Consider the following 21,927-nt stretch of genomic DNA (forward strand, 5'->3'; position numbering starts at 1 on the left):
AGCTTGCCCCTCCCACATTAGACTCAACTTATATTCTAAAATGAAATAACAGTTAAGATTTATATTATTTTCAAGTCTTAAAACCCGGCTTTATCATCGCGCCGCAGGCGAAGACGCGCTAAGCGCTTTAAGGCAGGATACGACTACCGCGTCACCTGCTTCGCTCAACATAAAAAACACAGGGGCTCTTCATGACTATTTCTGTATTGCGTCGCACGTTGCTGGTTGGCACTTTGGGTCTGGCGCTCGGCGCCGGTTGGCTGGGCCAAGCGGTTGCCGGCGAGCAACTGGGCAACATCAAAAAGGCCGGCGAGATCAAAATTGGCCTGGAAGGCACCTACCCACCGTTCAGCTTCGTCGATGAAAGCGGCAAACTCAGCGGCTTCGAAGTCGAGCTGTCCGAGGCCCTGGCCAAAGAGTTGGGCGTGAAGGTCAAGCTGCAAGCCACGCCATGGGACGGCATCCTCGCCGCCCTGGAATCCAAGCGCCTGGATGCGGTGGTCAACCAAGTCACCATCTCCGAAGAGCGCAAGAAGAAGTACGACTTCTCCACGCCCTACACCGTGTCCGGTATCCAGGCGCTGGTGCTGAAAAAGAACGTCGACACCATCAAGACCGCCGACGACCTGGCCGGCAAGAAAGTCGGGGTAGGCCTGGGCACCAACTACGAACAATGGCTCAAGGACAACCAACCCAAAGCCATTATCAAGACCTATAACGATGACCCGACCAAGTTCCAGGACCTGCGCATCGGCCGTATCGACGCCATCCTGATCGACCGCCTGGCCGCCCTGGAATACGCCAAGAAAGCCCCGGACACCGCCGCTGCCGGCGACGCCTTCTCCCGCCAGGAAGCCGGTATCGCCCTGCGCAAAGGCGAGCCCGAGCTGCTGGAAGCGGTGAACAAGGCCCTCGACAAGCTGCGCGCCGACGGCACCTTGAAGAAGCTGTCCGAGAAGTACTTCAACGCTGACGTCACTCAATAATGGAAGCAGGTTTCCAACTCGCGCTGGACTCCGCGCCCTTTCTGCTCAAGGGCGCGTACTACACGGTGATTCTCAGCCTTGGCGGGATGTTTTTCGGCTTGCTGCTGGGCTTCGGCCTGGCCTTGATGCGGTTGTCGCGCTTCAAACTGCTGAGCTGGACAGCCCGCGTCTACGTGTCGTTCTTTCGCGGCACGCCCTTGCTGGTACAGCTGTTTTTGATCTACTACGGCTTGCCGCAAGTGGGCATCGAGCTGGATCCGATCCCGGCCGCCATGATCGGCTTTTCGCTGAACATGGCCGCCTACGCCTGTGAAATCCTGCGGGCCGCCATCGCCTCCATCGAGCGTGGCCAATGGGAAGCCGCCGCCAGTATCGGCATGACCCGTGCGCAGACCCTGCGCCGGGCCATCCTGCCGCAGGCAATGCGCACCGCCCTGCCACCGTTGGGCAACAGCTTTATTTCGCTGGTCAAGGACACCGCGCTGGCCGCCACCATCCAGGTGCCAGAACTGTTCCGCCAGGCTCAACTGGTGTCTGCGCGTACCTTCGAAATTTTCACCATGTACCTGTCCGCCGCCCTGATCTACTGGGTGCTGGCCAGCATCCTGGCGCATTTCCAAAACCGCCTGGAAGACCGGGTCAACCGGCATGACCTGGAGTCTTGAAGCATGATCGTGGTTGAAAAACTGACCAAACAATTCAACGGTCAGGTGGTACTCAACGGCATCGACCTGGAGGTCAAGGAAGGCGAAGTCGTCGCCATCATCGGCCCCAGCGGTTCCGGCAAAACCACCTTCCTGCGCTGCCTGAATTTCCTCGAAGAACCCACCAGCGGCCGGATCAAGGTGGGCGACATCCAGATCGACGGCAGCAAACCGCTCAACCAGCAACAAGGCCTGGTGCGGCGCCTGCGCCAGCACGTGGGTTTTGTGTTCCAGAACTTCAACCTGTTCCCCCACCGCACAGCACTGGAAAACGTCATCGAAGGGCCGACCGTGGTCAAGAAGATGCCGCGTGAAGAAGCTATCGCCTTGGGGCGCAAGTTGCTGGCCAGGGTCGGCCTGGCGGGCAAGGAAGACGCCTACCCACGGCGCCTGTCCGGCGGCCAGCAACAGCGCGTGGCAATCGCCCGCGCGCTGGCCATGGAGCCGGAGGTGATCCTGTTCGACGAACCCACCTCGGCGCTGGACCCGGAGCTGGTGGGCGAAGTGCTGGCGACCATCCGCAGCCTCGCCGAAGAAAACCGCACCATGGTCATCGTTACCCACGAAATGAGCTTTGCCCGCGATGTGGCCAACCGGGTGATCTTCTTCGACAAGGGCGTGATCGTGGAGCAAGGCGAAGCCAAGGCGTTGTTCGCCAACCCCAAGGAAGAACGCACCCGGCAGTTCCTGAGCAAGTTCCTCGCCCACTGATGTGCCGAGGGAGCTTGCTCCCTCACCACACAATCTGCTCCTACAGGAAATCCTCGCCATCCACGCGTAAACCCGCCGTCTCGCCGATCCAAAAATCCCCTGCCCAGTCAGACCCTTCTGAATCTGCTCCAACCCGCCGTTTAGCCTTTTGCCGCCATTGACGCTCCGTGGCCAACCCTCTTATCTAGCGTCCAGAGGATTGGATCCTATCCCGGCTACTCACTGAATCGTTCCTTTCAGTCCACCTGCGCACCCGCGCCGCGGGGCTGGAACGATTGCTGCTGGCTGCATCAAGGAGATTACTTATGACGCGCACTGCAACCCCGGCCCTGCTCACGGCCCCCACCTTGCCCCAGGCTAACCGGCACGGCATCAACGCACTGGCGGCCAGTCAACTGCAGGTGGACATCGCGCCTTACCCCGGCATGGATGAGGGCGACCTGATCGAACTGTTCTGGAACAACTGCTTCGCCGCCTCACGCAGGGTGAGCGCGTGCAAGGTCGGCTCGCCGACCCATCTGCGGGTGCCGGAAAGTTTTGTGCTGGACGGCCCGGCCCAGGTGCATTACCAGGTCATGCAAGTCGGTCGTGCACCTGCCCGCTCGGCCGTGAAAGGTGTGTGTGTAAAGACCCGATACCCCGGCGGCCAGCCCTCCCCCCTGTACAGCGACGAAAACCACAACCTCGCCCCCGTCGGTTTGCCCGAGACCATCCGTCGCTACGGCGTCAACGGTCGCCAGGTGCGACGGGGTATTCCGCTGACCATCGCGCCTTACCTGAACATGGCCACGGGCGATGCCATCACCCTGCGCTGGGGAGATGTACGCATGGACCTGCCCAGGATCCAGGCCAGAGCCGTCGGGGTGGTCGTGCAGGTGTGGGTGCCTTCGACGGTGATTGTCGAGGCAGGTGACGACAGCCGCCTGGAGGTGACGTACTGCATTCTCGATCGTGTCGGCAACAATTCGCGCTGGGCGCCCACGCGTACGTTGCGCATTGCCGCCTGCGCGCCGAGCCAGCCGGCCGGGACCGCGCGGGCCTACCAACCACGGCCCCTCGGCTCACCCTGTGAACCGGGGTGACAGACCTTCTATGCATATTCCCAAAAGTTAGTTTATTTAAATATTTAACACGCTTAGGGTATATGCACCGGACCACCGGACATCTCTGATTTTTCTGTTTTTATTTCATTGAATGCGAGGTCGGTATGGTCAGAATTACCCCGGTGCATAACGCCAGGGCATTACGTGCAGCCAAGGAGCGGCGCTGATGTCTAACTTGGCTCTAACACCCCCCCAGAGTGATCTGGACGTTGCTCCCCTGCTGTTGCCGGCCACCGTGCTGCGCAACGATGCAGAGGCGCTTAAGGCTGCCCACGAGCTGGCCCAGGCCGCGCGCCTGCACGCCGCCCAGCGTGACCAGCAACGCAAGCTGCCGTGGGCGCAGATCGAACAATTCACCCGCAGTGGGCTGGGCAGTATTTCCATCCCCCGCGAATACGGCGGCCCACAAGTCTCATTCGTGACCCTGGCCGAAGTCTTCGCGATCATCAGCGCGGCAGACCCCGCCCTCGGGCAGATCCCGCAGAATCATTTCGGCATCCTGCAGGTGTTGCAGGGCGCCGCCACAGAGCGCCAGAAAGAGCAGCTGTTCCAGAGCGTCCTCGACGGCTGGCGCATCGGCAATGGCGGCCCGGAACGCGGCACCAGGAACACCCTGGAGCTCAAGGCGCGCATCACCGCCCAAGGCGACGGTTACGTGATCAGCGGCCAGAAGTTCTATTCAACCGGCGCACTGTTTGCCCATTGGGTGGCGGTGAAGGCGCTGAACGACGATGGCAGGCAGGTCATGGCGTTTGTACGCCGTGGCACCGCAGGGCTGCGCATCGTGGATGACTGGTCGGGCTTCGGCCAACGCACCACCGCCAGCGGCACCGTGCTGCTGGACCGCGTGCCCGTGGACGCCGAACTGGTCGTAGAGAACTGGCGCATCGGCGAAAGCCCGACTATCCAGGGCGCCGTTTCGCAACTGATCCAGGCCGCCATCGACGCCGGCATCGCCCGTGGCGCGCTGGATGACACCATCGCCTTTGTGCGTGAGCGTTCGCGCCCGTGGATCGACGCCAAGGTCGAGCGTGCCAGCGATGACCTCTACGTGATCGCCGATATCGGCAAGCTGAAGATCGAACTGCACGCCGCCGAAGCGCTGTTGCGCAAGGCCGGGCAAGTGCTGGACCAGGTCAGCGCCGCGCCGATCACCGCACAGTCCGCCGCGCGTGCGTCGATTGCCGTGGCCGAAGCGAAGGTGCTCACCACAGAAGTGTCGTTGCTGGTCAGCGAAAAGCTCTTCGAACTGGCCGGCAGCCGCGCCACCCTCGCCGAATTCAACCTCGACCGTCACTGGCGCAACGCCCGCGTGCACACCCTGCACGACCCGGTGCGCTGGAAGTATCACGCCGTCGGCGCCTATCGCTTGAACGGCACGTTGCCGGCTCGCCATTCCTGGATTTAACCGACCAGACCTCTGGAGAAACTCATGACCTTTTCTCACCGTGTCGCGGTTATCACCAGCGACGAACAGGCCCTTATTGTCGCCAGCGACCTGGCCGAAGACTTGCGCCGCGACAGCGCCCAGCGCGATCGCGAACGCCGCCTGCCGCTGCCCGAGCTGGACGTGTTCTCGCGCTCCGGCCTGTGGGGCATCAGTGTGCCCAAGGCATTTGGCGGCGCCGGCGTGTCCAACGTGACCCTGGCCAAGGTCATTGCCCTGATCGCCCAGGCGGATGCCTCCCTGGGCCAGATTCCGCAAAACCATTTCTATGCCCTCGAAGTACTGCGCGTGAATGGCAGCCCTGAACAGCAACAACGCCTGTACGCCGAAGTGCTCGCCGGCCAGCGTTTCGGCAACGCCCTGGCGGAACTGGGCACCAGGACCGCCCATGATCGCGTCACCAAGATCACCCGCGACGGCGACGGCTTCCGCATCACCGGCCGCAAGTTCTACGCCACCGGCGCGATCTATGCCCAGCGCATTCCTACCTCGGTGGTGGATGAACACGGCATCCAGCAACTGGCCTTCGTGCCCCGCGACAGCGAAGGCTTGACGGTCATCGACGACTGGAGCGGCTTCGGCCAGCGCACCACCGGCAGCGGCTCGGTGGTGTTCGATAACGTGTGGGTTGCTGCCCACGACGTGATCCCGTTCCAGAGCGCTTTCGAGCGCCCGACCACGGTCGGCCCGCTGGCGCAGATTCTTCACGCCGCCATCGACACCGGCATCGCCCGCGCCGCCTTTGAAGATGCGCTGCACTTTGTGCGCACCAAGACCCGCCCGTGGATCGACTCCGGCAACGACAAGGCCACCGAAGACCCGCTGACCCTGAAGAGCTTCGGCCACCTGAGCATTCGCCTGCACGCCGCTGAAGCCTTGCTGGAGCGTTCGGGTGAATACCTCGACCGCGCCCAGGCCGACAGCAATGCAGAGACCGTGGCGGCGGCGTCCATCGCCGTCGCTGAAGTCCGCGCCTTGAGCACCGAGATTTCCCTGGCCGCCGGTAGCACCCTGTTCGAGCTGGCCGGCAGCCAGGCCACCCTCGCCGAGCACGGCCTCGACCGCCACTGGCGCAACGCCCGCGTGCACACCCTGCACGACCCGGTGCGCTGGAAGTACCACGCTGTGGGCAATTACTACCTCAACGCTGAAAACCCGCCACTGCGGGGGACCATTTGATGGCAAAGAAAAAGATCCTGCTCAATGCCTTCAACATGAACTGCATCGGGCATATCAACCACGGTATGTGGACCCACCCACGGGACACGTCCACCCAGTACAAAAGCATCGAGTACTGGACCGACCTCGCGCAAACCCTGGAGCGCGGGCTGTTCGACGGTTTGTTCATCGCCGATATCGTCGGCGTGTATGACGTGTACCAGAACTCCATCGATGTGCCGCTCAAGGAGTCGATCCAGCTGCCGGTCAATGACCCGCTGCTGCTGGTTTCGGCGATGGCCGCCGTGACCCGGAACCTCGGTTTCGGCCTCACCGCCAACCTCACCTATGAGCCGCCGTACCTGTTCGCCCGGCGCATGTCCACGCTCGATCACCTGAGCCGTGGCCGGGTGGGCTGGAACATCGTCACCGGCTACCTCGACAGCGCCGCCAAGGCCATGGGCCTCACCGAACAGGTCGAGCATGACCGGCGCTACGACCAGGCCGATGAATACCTGGAAGTGCTCTACAAACTCTGGGAAGGCAGCTGGGAAGACGACGCGGTGCTCAACGATCCGCAGGCGCGGGTCTATGCGCAGCCGGGCAAGGTGCACAAGGTCGAGCACCATGGCGAGTTCTACCAGGTGGAGGGTTATCACCTGTGCGAGCCGTCGCCGCAGCGTACGCCGGTGCTGTTCCAGGCTGGCAGTTCAGACCGTGGCCTGTTGTTCGCCGGGCGCCATGCCGAGTGCGTATTCATCAGCGGGCAGAACAAGGCCGCGACCAAGGTGCAGGTGGACAAGGTGCGCGCCAGCGCGGTCGAGGCCGGGCGCAACCCGGATGACATCAAGGTGTTCATGGGGTTGAACGTGATCGTCGGCGCCACCGAAGAACTGGCCTGGGCCAAGCATGCCGAGTACCTGAGCTATGCCAGCGCGGAGGCCGGCGTCGCGCACTTTTCGGCGTCCACCGCGATTGATTTTGCCCAGTACGAACTGGACGAGCCGATCCAGTACGTGAAGAGCAACGCGATCCAGTCGGCCACCAAGAACCTGCAGAACAACGACTGGACCCGACGCAAGCTGCTCGAACAGCACGCCCTCGGCGGGCGCTATATCACCCTGGTCGGCTCCCCCGAACAGGTCGCTGACGAGCTGGAATCCTGGATCAGCGAAACCGGGCTGGATGGCTTCAACCTCACGCGCATTGTCACGCCGGAAAGCTATGTGGACTTTATCGATCTGGTAGTGCCGGAGTTGCAACGACGGGGCTCGTACAAGACCGCTTATGAGACCGGCACGCTGCGCGAAAAAGTCTTCCACGCCAGTGCTCGCTTACCCGAACAACACACCGGCTCGACCTACCGCCACTGATTGGAAAATGTGGGAGCAAGCCCCCTCCCACAGTGGATCTCCACTGTTTGTACAAATACCTTATGACTGGAAATCGACCATGAAAAAAACACTGCTCTCCCACCCAGTCAAAGCACTGGCCCTGGCCTTCGGGTTGTTCAGCTCGGCGGTGTTCGCCGCCGATGCACCGTTGAAAATCGGCACCACCGCCGCCTTCGCGATTCCCCTGGAAGCCGCCGTCGCCGAAGCCGGCAAGCAAGGCTTGAAGGTCGAGCTGGTGGAGTTCACCGACTGGATCGCCCCCAATGTCAGCCTGGCCGCCGGCGATATTGACGTGAACTACTTCCAGCACATCCCGTTCCTGGAAAACGCCAAGGCCGCCGCCGGTTTTGACCTGGTGCCGTACGCGCCGGGCATCATCAACAACGTCGGGCTGTACTCGAAGAAATACAAAAGCATCAACGACCTGCCCCAGGGCGCCAGCGTGGCGATTGCCAACGACCCGATCAACAGCGGTCGCGGCCTGCAACTGCTGGCCAAGGCCGGCTTGATCACCCTCAAGCCGGGCGTGGGCTACAAGGCCACCGAAGAAGACATCGTCAGCAACCCGAAGAAGATCAAGATCCTGCAAGTCGAAGCCGTGCAACTGGTGCGCGCCTATGACGACGCGGACCTGGTGCAGGGCTACCCGGCCTACATCCGCCTGTCCAAGACCTTCGATGCCGAGTCGGCGCTGCTGTTCGACGGCCTCGACCACCCGGAATACGTGATCCAGTTCGTGATCCAGCCAAAAAGCAAAACCGACCCGCGCGTGATCAAGTTCGTCGACATCTACCAGCACTCGCCGGTGGTGCGTGCCGCCCTGGATAAATCCCTCGGCAAGCTCTACCAAGTCGGTTGGGAAGATAAAAAATGACCGCCGCCCACGCTCGACTGCGCGACCTGGGCTCACCGCCCAGGGACGCCGAACAGACAGAACTGCATCCGGACCTGAACCGCGCGCACGTGCGCTTTATCAACCTGGGCAAGACCTACGACGGCGGCGTGCATGCCTTGCAAGGCATCGACCTGGCGATCCAGCGCGGTGAAGTGTTCGGCATTATCGGCCGCAGCGGCGCCGGCAAATCCTCGCTGATCCGCACCATCAACCGCCTGGAACAACCCAGCAGCGGGCGTGTGCTGATCGATCAGGTGGACATCGGCGACTTCGACGAAGACCACCTGGTGGCGCTGCGCCGGCGTATCGGCATGATCTTCCAGCACTTCAACCTGATGTCGGCAAAGACCGTGTGGCAGAACGTCGAGTTGCCGCTGAAAGTCGCCGGCGTGCCCAAGCCCCAGCGTGAGCAAAAAGTGCGCGAGCTGCTGGAATTGGTCGGTTTGCAGGACAAGCACAAGGCCTACCCGGCGCAGCTGTCCGGTGGGCAGAAACAGCGCGTGGGTATCGCCCGCTCGCTGGTGCACGACCCGCAGATCCTGCTGTGCGACGAAGCCACCTCGGCCCTCGACCCGGAGACCACCCAATCGATCCTCGGCCTGTTGCGCGAGATCAACCGGCGCCTGGGCCTGACCATCGTCTTGATCACCCATGAGATGGCGGTGATCCGCGACATCTGCGACCGCGTGGTGGTGCTGGAACACGGGCACATCGTCGAGCAAGGCCCGGTGTGGCAAGTGTTCGGCAACCCACAGCACGAGGTCAGCCAGACCCTGCTGGCGCCGCTGCAACATGGCCTGCCGGAAGAACTGCAAAACCGTTTGCACCCCCAGCCTGAATCGCCGGACGCCGCCGTGGTGCTGCGCTTGCAGTTCACCGGCAGTGCCAGCGATGAACCGGACCTGGCCGCGCTGTTCAGCGCCCTCGGCGGGCGTGTGCGCTTACTGCAGGGCGGTGTCGAACGAATTCAGGGCCACGCACTGGGGCAACTGCTGCTGGCGGTGAATGGCTCGCCCCATGGCACCGAAGAACTGCGCAACCGCGCTGCGAACTGGGCACAACAGGTGGAGGTGCTGGGCTATGTGGTTTGATCGTTTAGTGCAGGGCGCCATCGACACCTTGTTGATGGTAGGCGTGTCATCGTTGATCGCCTTGCTGGTGGGGATTCCGCTGGCGGTGTTTCTGGTGACCAGCGACAAAGGCGGCATCTACCAGGCACCGGCGCTGAACCGGGTGCTGGGGGCGTTCGTCAATCTGTTCCGCTCGATTCCGTTTTTGATCCTGATGGTGGCGTTGATCCCGTTCACGCGGCTGATCGTCGGCACCACCTATGGCGTGTGGGCGGCGGTCGTACCGCTGACTATCGCCGCCACGCCGTTTTTTGCGCGGATCGCCGAAGTGAGTCTGCGCGAGGTCGACCACGGCCTGATCGAAGCCGCCCAGGCCATGGGTTGCCGGCGCTGGCACATCATCTGGCATGTGCTGCTGCCCGAAGCACTGCCGGGGATTGTCGGCGGGTTCACCATCACCCTGGTGACCATGATCAACTCGTCGGCCATGGCCGGGGCGATTGGTGCGGGCGGCTTGGGTGACATTGCGTACCGGTACGGCTACCAGCGTTTCGACACGCAGATCATGCTTACGGTGATTGTGCTGCTGGTGATCCTGGTGGCGGTGATTCAACTCGGCGGCGATCGCCTGGCGCGAGTGCTGAACAAGAGGTGAGGTATAGTCGGGCCATCTCAGTGCCCGGTATTCATCACCATGCCCCTCAAGCCCGACGACCTCGACCAGATCACGTCCACCACCCTCGGCCACTACAACAGCGTGGCCGAGAGCTTCCGTGAAGGCACCCGCGATCACGATGTGAGCCAGAACATCGACGCGCTGCTGCGGCATATCCAGGGCTCGGCGCCCTTTACCGTGCTGGATTTCGGCTGCGGGCCGGGGCGGGACTTGCAGACCTTTACGCGCCTGGGGCATATCGCCGTCGGCCTGGATGGCTCCGAGCGGTTTGCGCAGATGGCGCGCGAAGACAGCGGCTGTGAGGTGTTGCAGCAGGACTTCCTCAAGCTGGATCTGCCCGCCGAACGCTTTGACGGGATCTTTGCCAATGCCGTGCTGTTTCATATCCCCAAGCAGGAACTGCCCCGTGTACTCACGCAACTGCATGGGGCGCTGAAGCCTGGCGGTGTGCTGTTCAGTTCCAATCCACGGGGTGAGAACCAGGAAGGCTGGAATGGGCCGCGGTATGGTTCCTATCACGACCTCGAGGCGTGGCAGGCACTGCTCACCGCCGCCGGCTTCGTGGAACTGGAGCATTACTACCGACCCGCCGGGTTGCCTCGACCGCAGCAGCCCTGGTTGGCCAGCGTTTGGCGCAAGGCTTGAGTCGGCCCACATTTGGAATGCATGCCCCTGTGGGAGGGGGCTTGCCCCCGATGACGGACTGATACACACCCCTACTGCACCTGATACACCACCGATGTCCCATCCACCACCGCTGTCACACTCCTTGCCGCAAACCCCTCTCTGGACCCCGTGGAAAAATTCGCCACCAACCGCGTGCCATCGGCAAACGTGGTTTCCTGCACCTGCCGATCCGCCGTCAGCCAGCGAAACCCGGTCATCGCCTGGGTGGCCAGGCGCTCATGCAGCGGTCGGAAAAATCGATCCTGGCGCTGGATCAGCGGCAGCCGCGCCTTGAGCGTCGCAGCACTCAGGTGATACAGCGGCGGCACGTTGTAGAGCAGTTGGGTCAGCTCATTTTCAGCCCGCACAGTGCTCAGCTTGAGGCTGTCGAACAGCCAGTGATGGGTGGTGATCACCGAGCCATGGAACACCGCCTGATACAGCGGCAGGCGCAGCGTCGGGTCGAAGTAGAGGGTGCGAAACGGCTCGTTCAGCGGCACCGACTTGAAGAACACTGCCGGTTGCTCCGGCGGGTACCAGTTGCCCACGTAGTAGGGCGACTGTTTGTCCTGGGTCATGTCGCGATCCCCCCAGCCCAGCACCGGGGTTTGCATGCCATGGGCGAACAGGATGCCCCGGGCGGTAATGGCGTTGCCGTCTTCGGAGCCGGTCGGCAATTGCAGCGTGGTGTTCAGCCAGCGGGACGCATCGATATTGCCTTCGGCGTTTTGCGCCTGGGTCATCGGTGCGTTGGTGCGGTAGCTGTCGAACAGCATGCTGGTGGCGTACGCATCGAGAAACCAGGCGTTGAAGCCGGCCTTGGCCTGCACGGCTTTCACCCGCGCCTCCAGCAGAGGCCGCACGCAGCGCGGGTCGGTGTAGTGGCCGGACTGCTGGAAGCCGGTCTTGAGCGTGCCGTCCTTCAATACGATGGCGCAGTCGCGGTAAGCCTGGCTACCCAGGTGGGCGGTGGTCCAGTCGGGGTTTTCGGTGGCGGACAACGCGGTTTGGTAGGAGTCGTAGGGCGCCATCAGGTAGCCGGCGTCGACACCGGCGCGGATGGTCTCGGGGTGCCAGAGGCCGCCTTCCCAGCCTTCGCCCAGGGTCAGCATCAAGCGCGGCAGCCCGGCGTCGCGCAGCGTCTGTACCACCTGGCTGCCCCAGGTGCCGGGGCTATCGCGCAGGGCACCGGCAAAGTCCACGGCCAATTCGCGACGCAACTCGCCGTAGCGCGTGGCAAGACGGGTCATATCGGGCTCGTCCACCTGCCAACTCTGCCGGGCCTTCCTGTTGATCGCGGCGTTGAGGCCGCGCAACAGCACGCTTTGTTCGTAGCGATTCAAGGCGCGGGGCTGCGCCAGCACCGCTGCGGAGTCCTTGTCCAACAGGCCTTTGAGTTCATGAGCGCGCAAGCGCTGGAGCAACAGCGGCCAATCACGCACATCCTCCGGTGCCAGCAGGTCATTGCCCCACAGGTAGACATGGCTGGCGCCCAGCAGCTTTTCAGCCCCAGGGGTTTGCCGCAGCTTGTCTGCCAGGGGCTCATAGCGACCCTGCGCGACCAGCCATTGGCGATAGCGCTTGGCCCCGGCCAGCGGATCGCTTTCGCCCAGGTGCAACAGCAGGGTCATGGGGGCGGCGGGCCCGAGCGAGGTGAACTCATGGGCCAGCGACAACGCCTGGCCCCGCCAGCGCAGGCGGTTGTTATAGGGATTGGTCAGCAGCCAGTTGAGGGTGAAGGCGCCGTGATCGACGCCCCACAGCGGCAGGCTGAGGTCCTGGGTGGTGTTGATGTCACCCTGCGCCACCAGGAAAGCGTTCCACATGGCATGGCCGGCGGGCACGTAATGCCCCTCGGCCAACGGCCACATCAACCCTCGGCCCATGGCACTCGGCGGTTGCAGAAGAATCGGCAGCTCACCGGCTTCCCGCGCCGTGATCGACAGCACCAGGTCGCGCTGCTCAAGGCTGGCGGTCAGGCGATAGGCACCGTCATCCCATTGCCAACTGGCCTGTTGCGCGTTTTGTGCGAGTTGACTGACGGCACGCGCCGCTACGCCGTTGGAGGCCTGCACCTGCGGCTGGCCGCCGGGTGTCACACGGATGGCGAGGGTGGCCGGGTCGAGTTCGACTCGCCACAACGGGTTTTCCAATACGGTGCCGGCAAATGCCAGGGGCGACAGGAAGCAGCAGATCAGCAAGGTATGACGCAGACGGTTCATGGCAGGCGATCGTTGAGAGGTGGAGACCGGAGGGTAAAGTACTCAACGGTTGGCTAAGGCAACAGGCGTCACTTCCGGAAATTTCCCACGTCTCACATGCCCAGCTGAGATCAATTGTGGGAGGGCGGTGCGACGATTCGACTTGCTCCCGATGGCGGTGGGTCAGCAAAAAATATTTGTCTGACCCACCGCCATCGGGAGCAAGCCCCCTCCCACATTTTTAACCGTGGTTTTCCTGTTGCTTCTGTTTTGGTTCGCGGATCTTGTACCAGGCCACATACAGCGCCGGCAGGAACAACAGCGTCAGCAAGGTAGCGATGATGATGCCGCCGATCATCGCGTAGGCCATCGGTCCCCAGAACACTTCGCGGGCAATCGGGATCATGCCCAGGCTCGCCGCCGCCGCCGTGAGCAGGATCGGCCGGCGCCGATGCTCGGTGGCTTCCACCACCGCGTCCCACGGCGTGTAGCCGGCCACTTCATATTCGTGGATCTGCGTCACCAGGATCACCGAGTTGCGGATGATGATGCCGATCAGCGCCAGGATGCCGAGGATCGCCACAAAGCCCATGGGCGTGCCCGTGGGGATCAGCGCCAGCACCACGCCGATCAGCCCCAGCGGCGCGACACTGGCCACCAGGAACATCTTCTGCACGCTGTGCAGCTGGATCATCAGGAACGTCGCCATCAGGAACAGCATCAACGGCACCACGCTGGCAATCGGGCCCTGGGCCTTGCCGCTTTCTTCCACGGTACCGCCGGTGGCGACCTTGTAGCCCACCGGCAGGCCGGCGCTGAATTGGTCGATCTCCGGCTTGAGCTGCTTGACCAGGTCGGTCGGCTGCATCTCATCGCGCACCGAGGCCTTGATGGTGATGGTCGGCTTGCGGTCGCGACGCCACACCAGCGGCTGCTCCAGCTCATAGCGCACGGTGGCGAAGGCCAGCAGCGGAATCGAGGTGCCGTTGGGCGTGACGATCTGCAGGTTCTGCAAAGTTTCCGGCGTGCCACGTTCGGCGTCTTCGGCACGGCCGACCACGCTGATCAGGTAGATATCGTCGTGCACCTGGGTTACCGAGGCGCCGCTGACCACGCTGTTCATCAGTTGCGCCACGTCCTCGGAGGACAGCCCGAGCTGGCGCGCCTTGTCCTGGGCAATGTCGATGCGCAGCACTTTGCCCGGCTCGTTCCAGTCGTAGATGATCTCGCCCAGGTGGGTGTTTTTATCCAGCAGGGTCGCCAGTTCAATGGCGTGTTTGCGCACCTGGTCGGTGTCTTTGCCGGACACGCGATACTGGATCGGACGCCCCACCGGCGGGCCCATTTCCAGCGGCTGCACGAAACTGCCGATGCCCACGAAGTCGTCGCGCAGGCGCTTTTGCAGGCGCGCAATCAGGGCACCGCGCTCTTCCAGGCCTTTGCTGACGATCACCAGTTGCGCGTAGTAGGGGTTTTCCAGTTGCTGGTCGAGGGGCAGGTAGAAACGGATCGCGCCCTGGCCGATATAAGTGCTCCAGCGTGCAATGTCCGGGTCGTCCTTGATGATCGCTTCGAGGCGGTCGACGGCCTTGCGCGTCTCGTTGATCGAGGCGTTTTGCGGCAGGTTGAGGTCGACGAGGATTTCCGGGCGGTCCGACGACGGGAAGAACTGGTTCTGCACAAACTGCATGGAGAACACCGACGCCACGAACAGGCCCACGGTGATGCCGATGGCCCACCAACGGTTGCGCATGGCCCATAGCATGCCGCCATTGAACGCGCGGCCGATGCGCCCCGGCTCGGCGCTGTGGGGTTTGACCTTGGCGCTGAGGATATGCACGCCAATCACCGGGGCAAATAGCACCGCCACCACCCACGACACCAGCATCGCCACGGCAATCACCGCGAACAGGGTAAAGGTGTACTCGCCTGCCGAACTGGCGTTGAGGCCAATCGGCACGAAGCCGGCGACGGTCACCAAGGTACCGGTGAGCATCGGAAATGCCGTGGAGGTGTAGGCGTAGGTCGCCGCCTGCTCCTTGGTTTCGCCTTTTTCCAGGCGCGTGATCATCATCTCCACGGTGATCATCGCATCGTCCACCAACAGGCCGAGGGCGATGATCAACGCACCCAGCGACACACGCTGCATGGTGATGCCGCTGTATTCCATGAACACGAATACCAGCGCCAGCACCAGTGGAATCGAGCACGCCACCACCAGCCCGGCGCGCATGCCCAGGCTGATAAAGCTCACCACCAGCACGATGATCACCGCTTCGAACAGTGCGCTGGTAAAACCGCCGACGGCTTCTTCCACCACTTCGGCCTGGTCGGAGACCTTATGCACACCGACGCCCACCGGCAGGTCGGCGGTCAGTTCGTCCATGCGCGTGTGCAGCGCCTTGCCGAACGACTGGATATTGCCGCCCTTCTGCATGGCGATGGCCAGGCCAATCGCCGGCTTGCCGTTGAAGCGGAACATCGGCCGCGCCGGGTCGACGTAGCCACGGCTGATCTCGGCGATATCCGCCAGGCGATAGAAGCGGTCATTAAGGCGCAGGTTGACGTTGGCCAGGTCTTTCTCCGAGGCGAACTGTCCCGAGGTACGCACCGAGATGCGCTCCGGCCCGGCCTCGATCACCCCGGCGGGGGTCACCGCGTTCTGCGATTGCAGGCTTTGCACCACTTGGCGCTGATCGATGCCCAGGGCCGCCAGTTTGCGCGTGGAGAAGTTCAGGTAAATCACTTCGTCCTGCTGGCCGATCATCTCGACCTTGCCCAGCCCCGGCACCGAACGAATCTCGGCGCGCACCTGCTCCACGTAGTCGCGCAACTGGCGCATCGACAGGCCGTCGCCGGTAAAGGCATACACCGAGCCGAACACATCGCCGAATTCGTCGTTGAACGACGGCCCCTGCAAGCCCTGGGGGAAGGTGCCGCGAATGTCGTCGATCTTCTTGCGGACCTGGTACCAGATCTCCGGAATCGCCTTGGCGCTGGTGGTGTCCTTGAGGAACACGAACACCGTGGATTCACCCGGTCGCGTGTAGCTTTTCACATAGTCGAGGGAGTCGAGTTCCTCGAGCTTTTTCTCGATGCGGTCGGTGACCTGCTTGAGGGTTTCTTCCTGGGTCGCGCCCGGCCAGCGGGTCTGGATCACCATGGTCTTGATGGTAAACGAGGGGTCTTCCTCGCGGCCCAGGTTCATGTAGGAGAACACGCCCATCAGCAGCGCGACAAACATCAGGTACCAGACGAAGGACTGATGCTTGAGGGCCCAGTCGGATAAGTTGAAGCTGCCTTTCATCGCGGGCTGTCCTCGTCGATTTTGACTTTCTGCCCGGGCTTCAGGCTGTTCACGCCGGCGGTAACGATACGCTCGCCGGGTTTGACGCCGCCGTTGAGCAAGGCGCTGTCAGCGTCACGGCTAAGCACCGTGATGTCGCGCGGTTGCACGGTCTGGCTTTGGGTATCGAGGATCCAGATGCGGGTCTTGCCGTCGACTTCCTGCAAGGCGCTCAGGGGCAACTCGATGCGTGGGGCGATCGCCGAACTCAAGGTCACGCTGATCGCCGTGCCAAGGCGGAATACGGGCGGCGTTTCGGCCAGGGTCAGGCGCGCGCGACGGGTGCGCGTGGCGCTTTGGGCCTGGGGTTCGATCTCGCGCACGGTGGCGGTGGTGTGGACGCTGGGGTCGAGTTGCCCGGCGACGAGGAATACCACATCCGCCGGCAGGCGCTCGGCGAGGCCGGCGGGCAGGTCGATCACCGCCTCCTTGATGTCCGGGCGCGCCAGGGTCACCACTTGCTGACCGGCGCTGACCACTTGGCCGGCCTCGGCATTCCAGGCGGTGACGATGCCGGCGTGGTCGGTGCGCAGCTCGGCGTAGTTGAGCTGGTCCCTGGCCTGGTTGACCGAAGCCTGGGCCTGGTCGAGGGAGGCCTGGGTGGTTTTCAGGTCGGTCTGGGCCACGTCCAGTTGGGCCTGGGCGCCGACGCCACGGTTGAACAGCTCCTGCTGGCGACGGGCATTGGCCTGGGCGTTGATGAACTGCGCCTGCACCCGTGCCAAATCGCCCTGGGCGGCGCGCAACTGGTTCTGTTGGTCGGTAGGGTCAAGCACCGCGAGCAAGGCGCCCTTGTCCACTTCGGCGCCCACATCCACGGCACGCCGGGCGATGCGACCGGGGACGCGAAAGCCCAGATTGCTTTCATAGCGCGCCTGGATGGTACCGGCGAAACGGCCGAGGGTTTCCTGGTCCTCGGACTTCACCTCCATGGACAGCACCGGGCGCACGGGCTCGGGCGCCGGTTCTTCCTTGGAGCAGGCCATCAGCAACAGGCTGGCGGCGAGTACAACCGTCAGGCGCTTCATGGCTGGGCTCCTGGTTGGGCGATTTCGACCAGCATGCCGGGGTGCAGCAATTGCCCACCGGCCACCACGACTTTTTCGCCACCCTTGAGGCCGTCGCCAATAATCACTTTGCCTGTGAGGTAACGCGCCACCGTGACCTTGTGCAGTTGCGCCTTGCCCTCGCCGTCCACCAGCCATACGGCGGGCTCGCTGAGGTCTTTGGTCAACGCCGACCAGGGCAGCTCGATACTCGCCTTGGCCGGGCCATTGGCGGTGGCACTGACCACCGAACCAAGCCGCATGCCTTCGGGTAACGATTGCAGGGCGATCTTCACTTGCACCGTGCCGGTATTGGCGGCCACGGCAGGTGTGACTTCACGCACTTTACCCACGGCCTTGATGCTGGGGTTATCCAGCAGGCTGACGGTGATCGGCGCATCGGGCGGCGGCTCAACCAGCAGTGACTCATAGACGTTGAACACCGCGTCGCGCTCGCCATCGCTGGCCAGGCTGAAAATCGGCACGGTGGCCTGCACCACCTGACCGACTTCGGCCTGGCGCGCGGTGATCACCCCCGGCGCATCCGCGATCAGCGCGGTATAACCGAGTTGTTCACGGGCGTTGGCCAGCTGCGCCTGCGCGGCGGCCAGGGCACTTTGGCTGCTGCGCAGTGCGGCCTGGGCGGAATCGTATTCGCTGCGGCTGGTGTAGCCCTTGGGCAGGAGCTTTTCCTGGCGCACAAACGCAGCGGCGGTTTGCTTGACCCGCGCCTGCTCGGCCACGACCTGGGCCTGGGCGGAATCGACGTTGGTCTGCAAATCCTTGGGATCAAGCTTGGCCAGCACCTGTCTGGCTTTGACGCGATCGCCTACATCCACCATGCGCTGGATGATCTTGCCGCCGACGCGAAAGGACAAATCGGTTTGCACGCGGGCCTGGATATCTCCGGTCAGCGTGACGGCCGCGGCGAAATCGGCGGGTTGTACGGTTTGAACAAAGACCCGCGAATGGGCCTTGGGCTCAGCTTTTTCCTGGCCACACGCGCTCAGCAACACCACTAAACCCAGACCGACGATACAGATGGAAATACGACCGCCCATGCAGACTCCTTGTGCGCGATGCGATGTGCCAGTGTGTATGCGACTGTGAGCTTAGTTCAGGGTTCCTTATCTGCATGGGGAAGGCGTATTGAGGTGAGTTCATCGGCCTCATCGGGGGCAAGTCCTCTCGCACATGTGACGTGTGAATACATTCAAATGTGGGAGGGAGCTTGCTCCCGATAGCGGCATAACAGTCAGCGCAGAACTAGCCCTGCCACTTCCCGCCTTCAACGATCACGCTCTCAGGCTTGGTGTCATCGCTCAGCTCCTTGCGCACATATTGGTCGTAGAGCTTGAGCAGGAATTTCTCCTCACCCAGCTTCGCCAACTCGGCATTCACCCAGTCGCGCAGTTCGATATTGCCCTTCTTCACCGCCGGGGCGATGGGCGCTTCGTCACCGAGTTTCTCTTCCAGCACGCGGTAGCCCGGGTTCTGCTTGGCCCAGCTGAACAGCACCAGGTTGTCTTGCGCATAAGCATCGCCACGCCCGGCCGACAGCGCTTGCAGCGATTCGGAGTTTTTCTCGAACTTCAGCAGTTTCCAGTCCGGGTGGTTCTTGGTCAGCCAGATATCGGCAGTGGTGCCGGTGGTGACGATGGTGGTGCGGGTGGCCAGGTCATTCAGGCTTTTCACCGCGCTGTCCTGGGGCACCAACGCCTGCACCGCGACTTTCAGGTTGGGGTTGGTGAAGTCCACCGCTTCCTTGCGCTCGGGCGTCACGGTCATGTTGGCGAGGATCAGGTCGACCTTGTCGCTTTGCAGGAACGGAATACGGCTGGCCGGCTCGACGGCGACGAATTCGACTTTGTTCTCATCGCCCAACAGGTCCTTGGCGAATTGGCGGCCGATGTCGGTATCGAAACCGACATAGCGGCCCGCTTCGTTGACGAAGCCAAACGGTGGCTTGTCGGTGAATACGCCGACGATCAGCTTGTCGCGCGCCTTGATCTTGTCGAGGTAGCTCACGGCGGCAGCAGGTTTAGCAGGCTCTTCGGCCTTTTTATCGCAGCCGGCCAGTAAGGCGACGGCCAACAGTGGCAGCAGTAACTTTTTCATAGCAGCTCCAGTTCCTTGGTTTTCTTGGGCAGTGTTGAGACAAAGGAGAACTTCTCCAGGAACTGCTGCGCGCGTGCGGTTTGCGGGTTCGTAAAGAATTCTTCCGGGGTGTTGTGTTCGAGGATGCGCCCGGCCTCCATAAACACCACGCGGTCGGCGACGGCGCGGGCGAAGGCCATTTCGTGGGTGACGATCAGCAGGGTCATGCCATCGCGGGCCAGGCCCTGGATCACCTCCAGCACTTCCTTGACCATCTCCGGGTCGAGGGCGGCGGTGACTTCGTCAAACAGCATGACCTGAGGGTTCATGCACAGCGAACGGACGATGGCGATGCGTTGCTGCTGGCCGCCGGAGAGCTGGCGCGGGAAGGCGTCGCGCTTGTCCGCCAGGCCTACGCGGGCCAGCAGCTTCTCGGCCTGCGCGCGGGCTTCGCGCGGCTCGCGCTTTTGCACTTTCAGCGGGCCGAGCAGGATGTTGTCAAGCACGCTCATATGCGGGAACAGGTGGTAACTCTGGAACACCATGCCCACGTCCTGGCGCACCTGGCGCCAGTCGGTGGTTTTATCCAACAACTCCTTGCCGGCAAACCGCAGGCTGCCGCTATGGGCCACTTCCAGGCCGTTGAGGCAGCGCAGCAAGGTGCTTTTGCCGCAGCCGCTGGGGCCGAGGATCACCACCACTTCGCCGCTTTGCACACTCAGGTCGATGCCCTTGAGCACCTGCTGGTCGCCGAAGAATTTGTTGAAACCCTGGAACTCGATCAATGCGCTCATGCTTGGGCCCAGCGCCGTTCCAGCACCTTGGAGGCGGCCGACAACGGGTAGCAGATAAAGAAGAAAAACAGGAACAGCGCGCCGTAGATCAACACCGACTCATAGGTGCGCTCGATGATTTGCTGGCCGACCTTGATCACGTCCACCACACCGATCAGCACCGCCAGGGAACTGGTCTTGATGATGCGCGTGTAGACGTTGATGGTCGGCGGCGTCATGCGCTTGAGGGCCTGGGGCAGCAATACGTAGCCGTACAACTGCGGGTCGGACAATCCAATCGACAGGCCGGCTTCGCGCTGGCCGCGGGGCAGCGAATGCAACGCGCCGCGTACCACTTCGCCCACTTCGCTGGCGCCCCACAGCGACAACACCAGCACCGCGCACCAGAAGCTGGGGATGCTCAGGCCAAAGAAAATCGGCAGGCCAAAGAACAGCAGGTACAACCACACCAGCACCGGAATCGCCCGGAACAGCTCCAGGTAAACCCGCAGCACCGCGTTGACCAGCCTGTTGTTCAAGGTGCGCAGCACGCCATACAACACGCCGCCGACCGTACTGAAGGCGATGCTCAACAACGAAATCGACAGGGTTTGCGCAGCGCCCTTGCCCAGTTGCGGCAACGACACCCACAACAACTCAAGACCCGAACTGGCCATGCTGGAGCCTCCTTTCCAGGCGGCTGAGCAGCAGCGACAGCGGCAAGAACAGCAGCACGCAAATCAGCGTCAGCACGGCGAGCATTTCGTAGGTCTTGTAGTAGAGGGCGATGTAGCTCTTGGTGGTGTAGAGAATCTCCGGCACCGCCACGGCAGAGACCACGGTGGTCTCCTTGAGCAGGAAGATGAAGTTGGCGAACAACGCCGGCAGGCTGAGGATGCCGGCCTGGGGCAGGATCACATGGCGCAGCAGTTGCCAGTCCGACAGGCCGATGGACTTGCCCGACTCGATCTGCGCCAGCGGCACCGCTTCCACACCGGCGCGCAGCACTTCGGTGAGGTAGGCACCGCCGAGGAACGTCATGGTGATGATCGCCGCCCAGAACCCGGAGATATTCAAACCCAGGGCCGGCAAGGCGAAGTACACGAAGAACAGCTGGATCAGCAGCGGTGTATTGCGCGCCAGTTCCACATAGAGCGCCACCAGGCGCGACAGGTACGGCGTGCGAAACACCAGCAGTGCAGCGTTGATCAGCGCCACCAGCAACGAGGTGGCAATGGCGATCAGGCCCACTTGCAGCGTGACGCCCACGGCGTTCAAAAACGCCGGCAGGGTGCTGAGGATAAAAGCGAAATCGAAGGTCATTGTGAGTCCATGACGCCGCAGGGGTAATGCGGCGAGCGCCGTCCGATCCGGCGTGGGTAACGCCGGGTAGCGCGAACTTTAAAGGTATAAAAAGTAAAATTTAAATACCGAAATAGCATATTGATATCACCCAAAAAGATAACCTCGGGATTCGCGGGGTTGGCGGGTGGCAGCTATGGTTGAGGGGTCTGTGTTTCGAGGGAATGAACAATGAACAAAGCGAAACCGATTGATCCGCAGGAGCTGGTGAAATGGTTGGTGGCGTTGCGCAGGGCGATCAATAGCCGGGATCTCTAAAACACCATAGATCCAGTGTGGGAGGGGGCTTGCC

19 protein-coding genes are annotated in these 21,927 nt (G+C 62.5%); 11 read left to right on the plus strand and 8 right to left on the minus strand.

Annotated elements, in window-relative coordinates; genetic code table 11:
• Positions 1-191 precede the first annotated feature (191 nt).
• The 11 genes from tcyJ (at position 192) to AC07OP_RS31350 (ending at position 10,789) form a co-directional block, all read left to right on the plus strand.
• On the plus strand, positions 192-986 hold the full coding sequence (gene tcyJ, locus AC07OP_RS31300; RefSeq protein ID WP_027607832.1) for a cystine ABC transporter substrate-binding protein: 795 nt from the start codon (positions 192-194) through the stop codon (positions 984-986).
• Positions 986-1,651, plus strand: coding sequence for a cystine ABC transporter permease (gene tcyL, locus AC07OP_RS31305; RefSeq protein ID WP_032884921.1), 666 nt, complete (start codon positions 986-988; stop codon positions 1,649-1,651). The genes tcyJ and tcyL overlap by 1 nt, the downstream gene beginning before the upstream one ends.
• A 3-nt stretch (positions 1,652-1,654) precedes the next feature.
• Positions 1,655-2,401, plus strand: coding sequence for an L-cystine ABC transporter ATP-binding protein TcyN (gene tcyN / locus AC07OP_RS31310; protein ID WP_053140245.1), 747 nt, complete (start codon positions 1,655-1,657; stop codon positions 2,399-2,401).
• 305 nt (positions 2,402-2,706) lie between these two features.
• A complete protein-coding gene (locus tag AC07OP_RS31315; protein WP_141156472.1) occupies positions 2,707-3,483 on the plus strand; it encodes a hypothetical protein in 777 nt (258 codons plus the stop codon).
• Positions 3,484-3,670: 187 nt separating this feature from the next.
• Entirely contained in the window at positions 3,671-4,912 is a 1,242-nt protein-coding gene (locus tag AC07OP_RS31320) for an SfnB family sulfur acquisition oxidoreductase (protein ID WP_115487856.1), read from the plus strand.
• A 24-nt stretch (positions 4,913-4,936) separates the two neighbouring features.
• On the plus strand, positions 4,937-6,130 hold the full coding sequence (locus tag AC07OP_RS31325; RefSeq protein WP_115487855.1) for an SfnB family sulfur acquisition oxidoreductase: 1,194 nt from the start codon (positions 4,937-4,939) through the stop codon (positions 6,128-6,130).
• The gene (locus AC07OP_RS31330; RefSeq protein ID WP_495103257.1) at positions 6,130-7,482 is read left to right on the plus strand and encodes an LLM class flavin-dependent oxidoreductase; all 1,353 of its coding nucleotides are present in this window, start codon (positions 6,130-6,132) and stop codon (positions 7,480-7,482) included. Before AC07OP_RS31325 ends, AC07OP_RS31330 begins: the two co-directional genes overlap by 1 nt.
• Before the next feature lie 79 nt (positions 7,483-7,561).
• Complete coding sequence (locus tag AC07OP_RS31335) at positions 7,562-8,377, plus strand: MetQ/NlpA family ABC transporter substrate-binding protein (RefSeq protein WP_065941082.1); 816 nt, start codon at positions 7,562-7,564, stop codon at positions 8,375-8,377.
• The gene (locus tag AC07OP_RS31340; RefSeq protein ID WP_495103258.1) at positions 8,374-9,489 is read left to right on the plus strand and encodes a methionine ABC transporter ATP-binding protein; all 1,116 of its coding nucleotides are present in this window, start codon (positions 8,374-8,376) and stop codon (positions 9,487-9,489) included. The genes AC07OP_RS31335 and AC07OP_RS31340 overlap by 4 nt, the downstream gene beginning before the upstream one ends.
• On the plus strand, positions 9,479-10,123 hold the full coding sequence (locus AC07OP_RS31345; RefSeq protein ID WP_016974994.1) for a methionine ABC transporter permease: 645 nt from the start codon (positions 9,479-9,481) through the stop codon (positions 10,121-10,123). Before AC07OP_RS31340 ends, AC07OP_RS31345 begins: the two co-directional genes overlap by 11 nt.
• Before the next feature lie 39 nt (positions 10,124-10,162).
• On the plus strand, positions 10,163-10,789 hold the full coding sequence (locus AC07OP_RS31350) for a class I SAM-dependent methyltransferase (RefSeq protein ID WP_098480611.1): 627 nt from the start codon (positions 10,163-10,165) through the stop codon (positions 10,787-10,789).
• A 71-nt stretch (positions 10,790-10,860) separates the two neighbouring features.
• Here the strand turns inward: AC07OP_RS31350 and AC07OP_RS31355 are convergent, their stop codons facing one another.
• The 8 genes from AC07OP_RS31355 to AC07OP_RS31390 form a co-directional block, all read right to left on the minus strand.
• Positions 10,861-13,032: a glycoside hydrolase gene (locus tag AC07OP_RS31355; protein ID WP_495103259.1), complete on the minus strand. Its 2,172-nt coding sequence runs from the start codon at positions 13,030-13,032 to the stop codon at positions 10,861-10,863.
• 220 nt (positions 13,033-13,252) lie between these two features.
• Positions 13,253-16,318, minus strand: coding sequence for an efflux RND transporter permease subunit (locus AC07OP_RS31360; protein ID WP_495103260.1), 3,066 nt, complete (start codon positions 16,316-16,318; stop codon positions 13,253-13,255).
• Positions 16,315-17,385 (minus strand): efflux RND transporter periplasmic adaptor subunit, encoded by a 1,071-nt coding sequence (locus AC07OP_RS31365; RefSeq protein ID WP_495103261.1) that lies wholly within the window; start codon positions 17,383-17,385, stop codon positions 16,315-16,317. Before AC07OP_RS31365 ends, AC07OP_RS31360 begins: the two co-directional genes overlap by 4 nt.
• The gene (locus tag AC07OP_RS31370; protein WP_495103262.1) at positions 17,382-18,464 is read right to left on the minus strand and encodes an efflux RND transporter periplasmic adaptor subunit; all 1,083 of its coding nucleotides are present in this window, start codon (positions 18,462-18,464) and stop codon (positions 17,382-17,384) included. Before AC07OP_RS31370 ends, AC07OP_RS31365 begins: the two co-directional genes overlap by 4 nt.
• 205 nt (positions 18,465-18,669) lie before the next feature.
• The gene (locus AC07OP_RS31375) at positions 18,670-19,521 is read right to left on the minus strand and encodes a transporter substrate-binding domain-containing protein (RefSeq protein ID WP_115487849.1); all 852 of its coding nucleotides are present in this window, start codon (positions 19,519-19,521) and stop codon (positions 18,670-18,672) included.
• Entirely contained in the window at positions 19,518-20,294 is a 777-nt protein-coding gene (locus AC07OP_RS31380) for an amino acid ABC transporter ATP-binding protein (RefSeq protein WP_065941076.1), read from the minus strand. The genes AC07OP_RS31375 and AC07OP_RS31380 overlap by 4 nt, the downstream gene beginning before the upstream one ends.
• Positions 20,291-20,950, minus strand: a complete 660-nt coding sequence (locus AC07OP_RS31385) for an amino acid ABC transporter permease (RefSeq protein WP_027607849.1) — start codon at positions 20,948-20,950, stop codon at positions 20,291-20,293. The genes AC07OP_RS31380 and AC07OP_RS31385 overlap by 4 nt, the downstream gene beginning before the upstream one ends.
• The gene (locus AC07OP_RS31390; protein WP_065941074.1) at positions 20,931-21,596 is read right to left on the minus strand and encodes an amino acid ABC transporter permease; all 666 of its coding nucleotides are present in this window, start codon (positions 21,594-21,596) and stop codon (positions 20,931-20,933) included. The genes AC07OP_RS31385 and AC07OP_RS31390 overlap by 20 nt, the downstream gene beginning before the upstream one ends.
• Positions 21,597-21,927 lie beyond the last annotated feature (331 nt).

It is taken from the genome of Pseudomonas sp. GW821-FHT09D08 (assembly GCF_059416305.1).

Bases quoted from the DNA above. Each gene is read 5' to 3' on its own strand.
- tcyJ (WP_027607832.1), top strand. From the start codon at position 192: ATGACTATTTCTGTATTGCGTCGCACGTTGCTGGTTGGCACTTTGGGT.
- tcyL (WP_032884921.1), top strand. From the start codon at position 986: ATGGAAGCAGGTTTCCAACTCGCGCTGGACTCCGCGCCCTTTCTGCTC.
- tcyN (WP_053140245.1), top strand. From the start codon at position 1,655: ATGATCGTGGTTGAAAAACTGACCAAACAATTCAACGGTCAGGTGGTA.
- AC07OP_RS31315 (WP_141156472.1), top strand. From the start codon at position 2,707: ATGACGCGCACTGCAACCCCGGCCCTGCTCACGGCCCCCACCTTGCCC.
- AC07OP_RS31320 (WP_115487856.1), top strand. From the start codon at position 3,671: ATGTCTAACTTGGCTCTAACACCCCCCCAGAGTGATCTGGACGTTGCT.
- AC07OP_RS31325 (WP_115487855.1), top strand. From the start codon at position 4,937: ATGACCTTTTCTCACCGTGTCGCGGTTATCACCAGCGACGAACAGGCC.
- AC07OP_RS31330 (WP_495103257.1), top strand. From the start codon at position 6,130: ATGGCAAAGAAAAAGATCCTGCTCAATGCCTTCAACATGAACTGCATC.
- AC07OP_RS31335 (WP_065941082.1), top strand. From the start codon at position 7,562: ATGAAAAAAACACTGCTCTCCCACCCAGTCAAAGCACTGGCCCTGGCC.
- AC07OP_RS31340 (WP_495103258.1), top strand. From the start codon at position 8,374: ATGACCGCCGCCCACGCTCGACTGCGCGACCTGGGCTCACCGCCCAGG.
- AC07OP_RS31345 (WP_016974994.1), top strand. From the start codon at position 9,479: ATGTGGTTTGATCGTTTAGTGCAGGGCGCCATCGACACCTTGTTGATG.
- AC07OP_RS31350 (WP_098480611.1), top strand. From the start codon at position 10,163: ATGCCCCTCAAGCCCGACGACCTCGACCAGATCACGTCCACCACCCTC.
- AC07OP_RS31355 (WP_495103259.1), bottom strand. From the start codon at position 13,032: ATGAACCGTCTGCGTCATACCTTGCTGATCTGCTGCTTCCTGTCGCCC.
- AC07OP_RS31360 (WP_495103260.1), bottom strand. From the start codon at position 16,318: ATGAAAGGCAGCTTCAACTTATCCGACTGGGCCCTCAAGCATCAGTCC.
- AC07OP_RS31365 (WP_495103261.1), bottom strand. From the start codon at position 17,385: ATGAAGCGCCTGACGGTTGTACTCGCCGCCAGCCTGTTGCTGATGGCC.
- AC07OP_RS31370 (WP_495103262.1), bottom strand. From the start codon at position 18,464: ATGGGCGGTCGTATTTCCATCTGTATCGTCGGTCTGGGTTTAGTGGTG.
- AC07OP_RS31375 (WP_115487849.1), bottom strand. From the start codon at position 19,521: ATGAAAAAGTTACTGCTGCCACTGTTGGCCGTCGCCTTACTGGCCGGC.
- AC07OP_RS31380 (WP_065941076.1), bottom strand. From the start codon at position 20,294: ATGAGCGCATTGATCGAGTTCCAGGGTTTCAACAAATTCTTCGGCGAC.
- AC07OP_RS31385 (WP_027607849.1), bottom strand. From the start codon at position 20,950: ATGGCCAGTTCGGGTCTTGAGTTGTTGTGGGTGTCGTTGCCGCAACTG.
- AC07OP_RS31390 (WP_065941074.1), bottom strand. From the start codon at position 21,596: ATGACCTTCGATTTCGCTTTTATCCTCAGCACCCTGCCGGCGTTTTTG.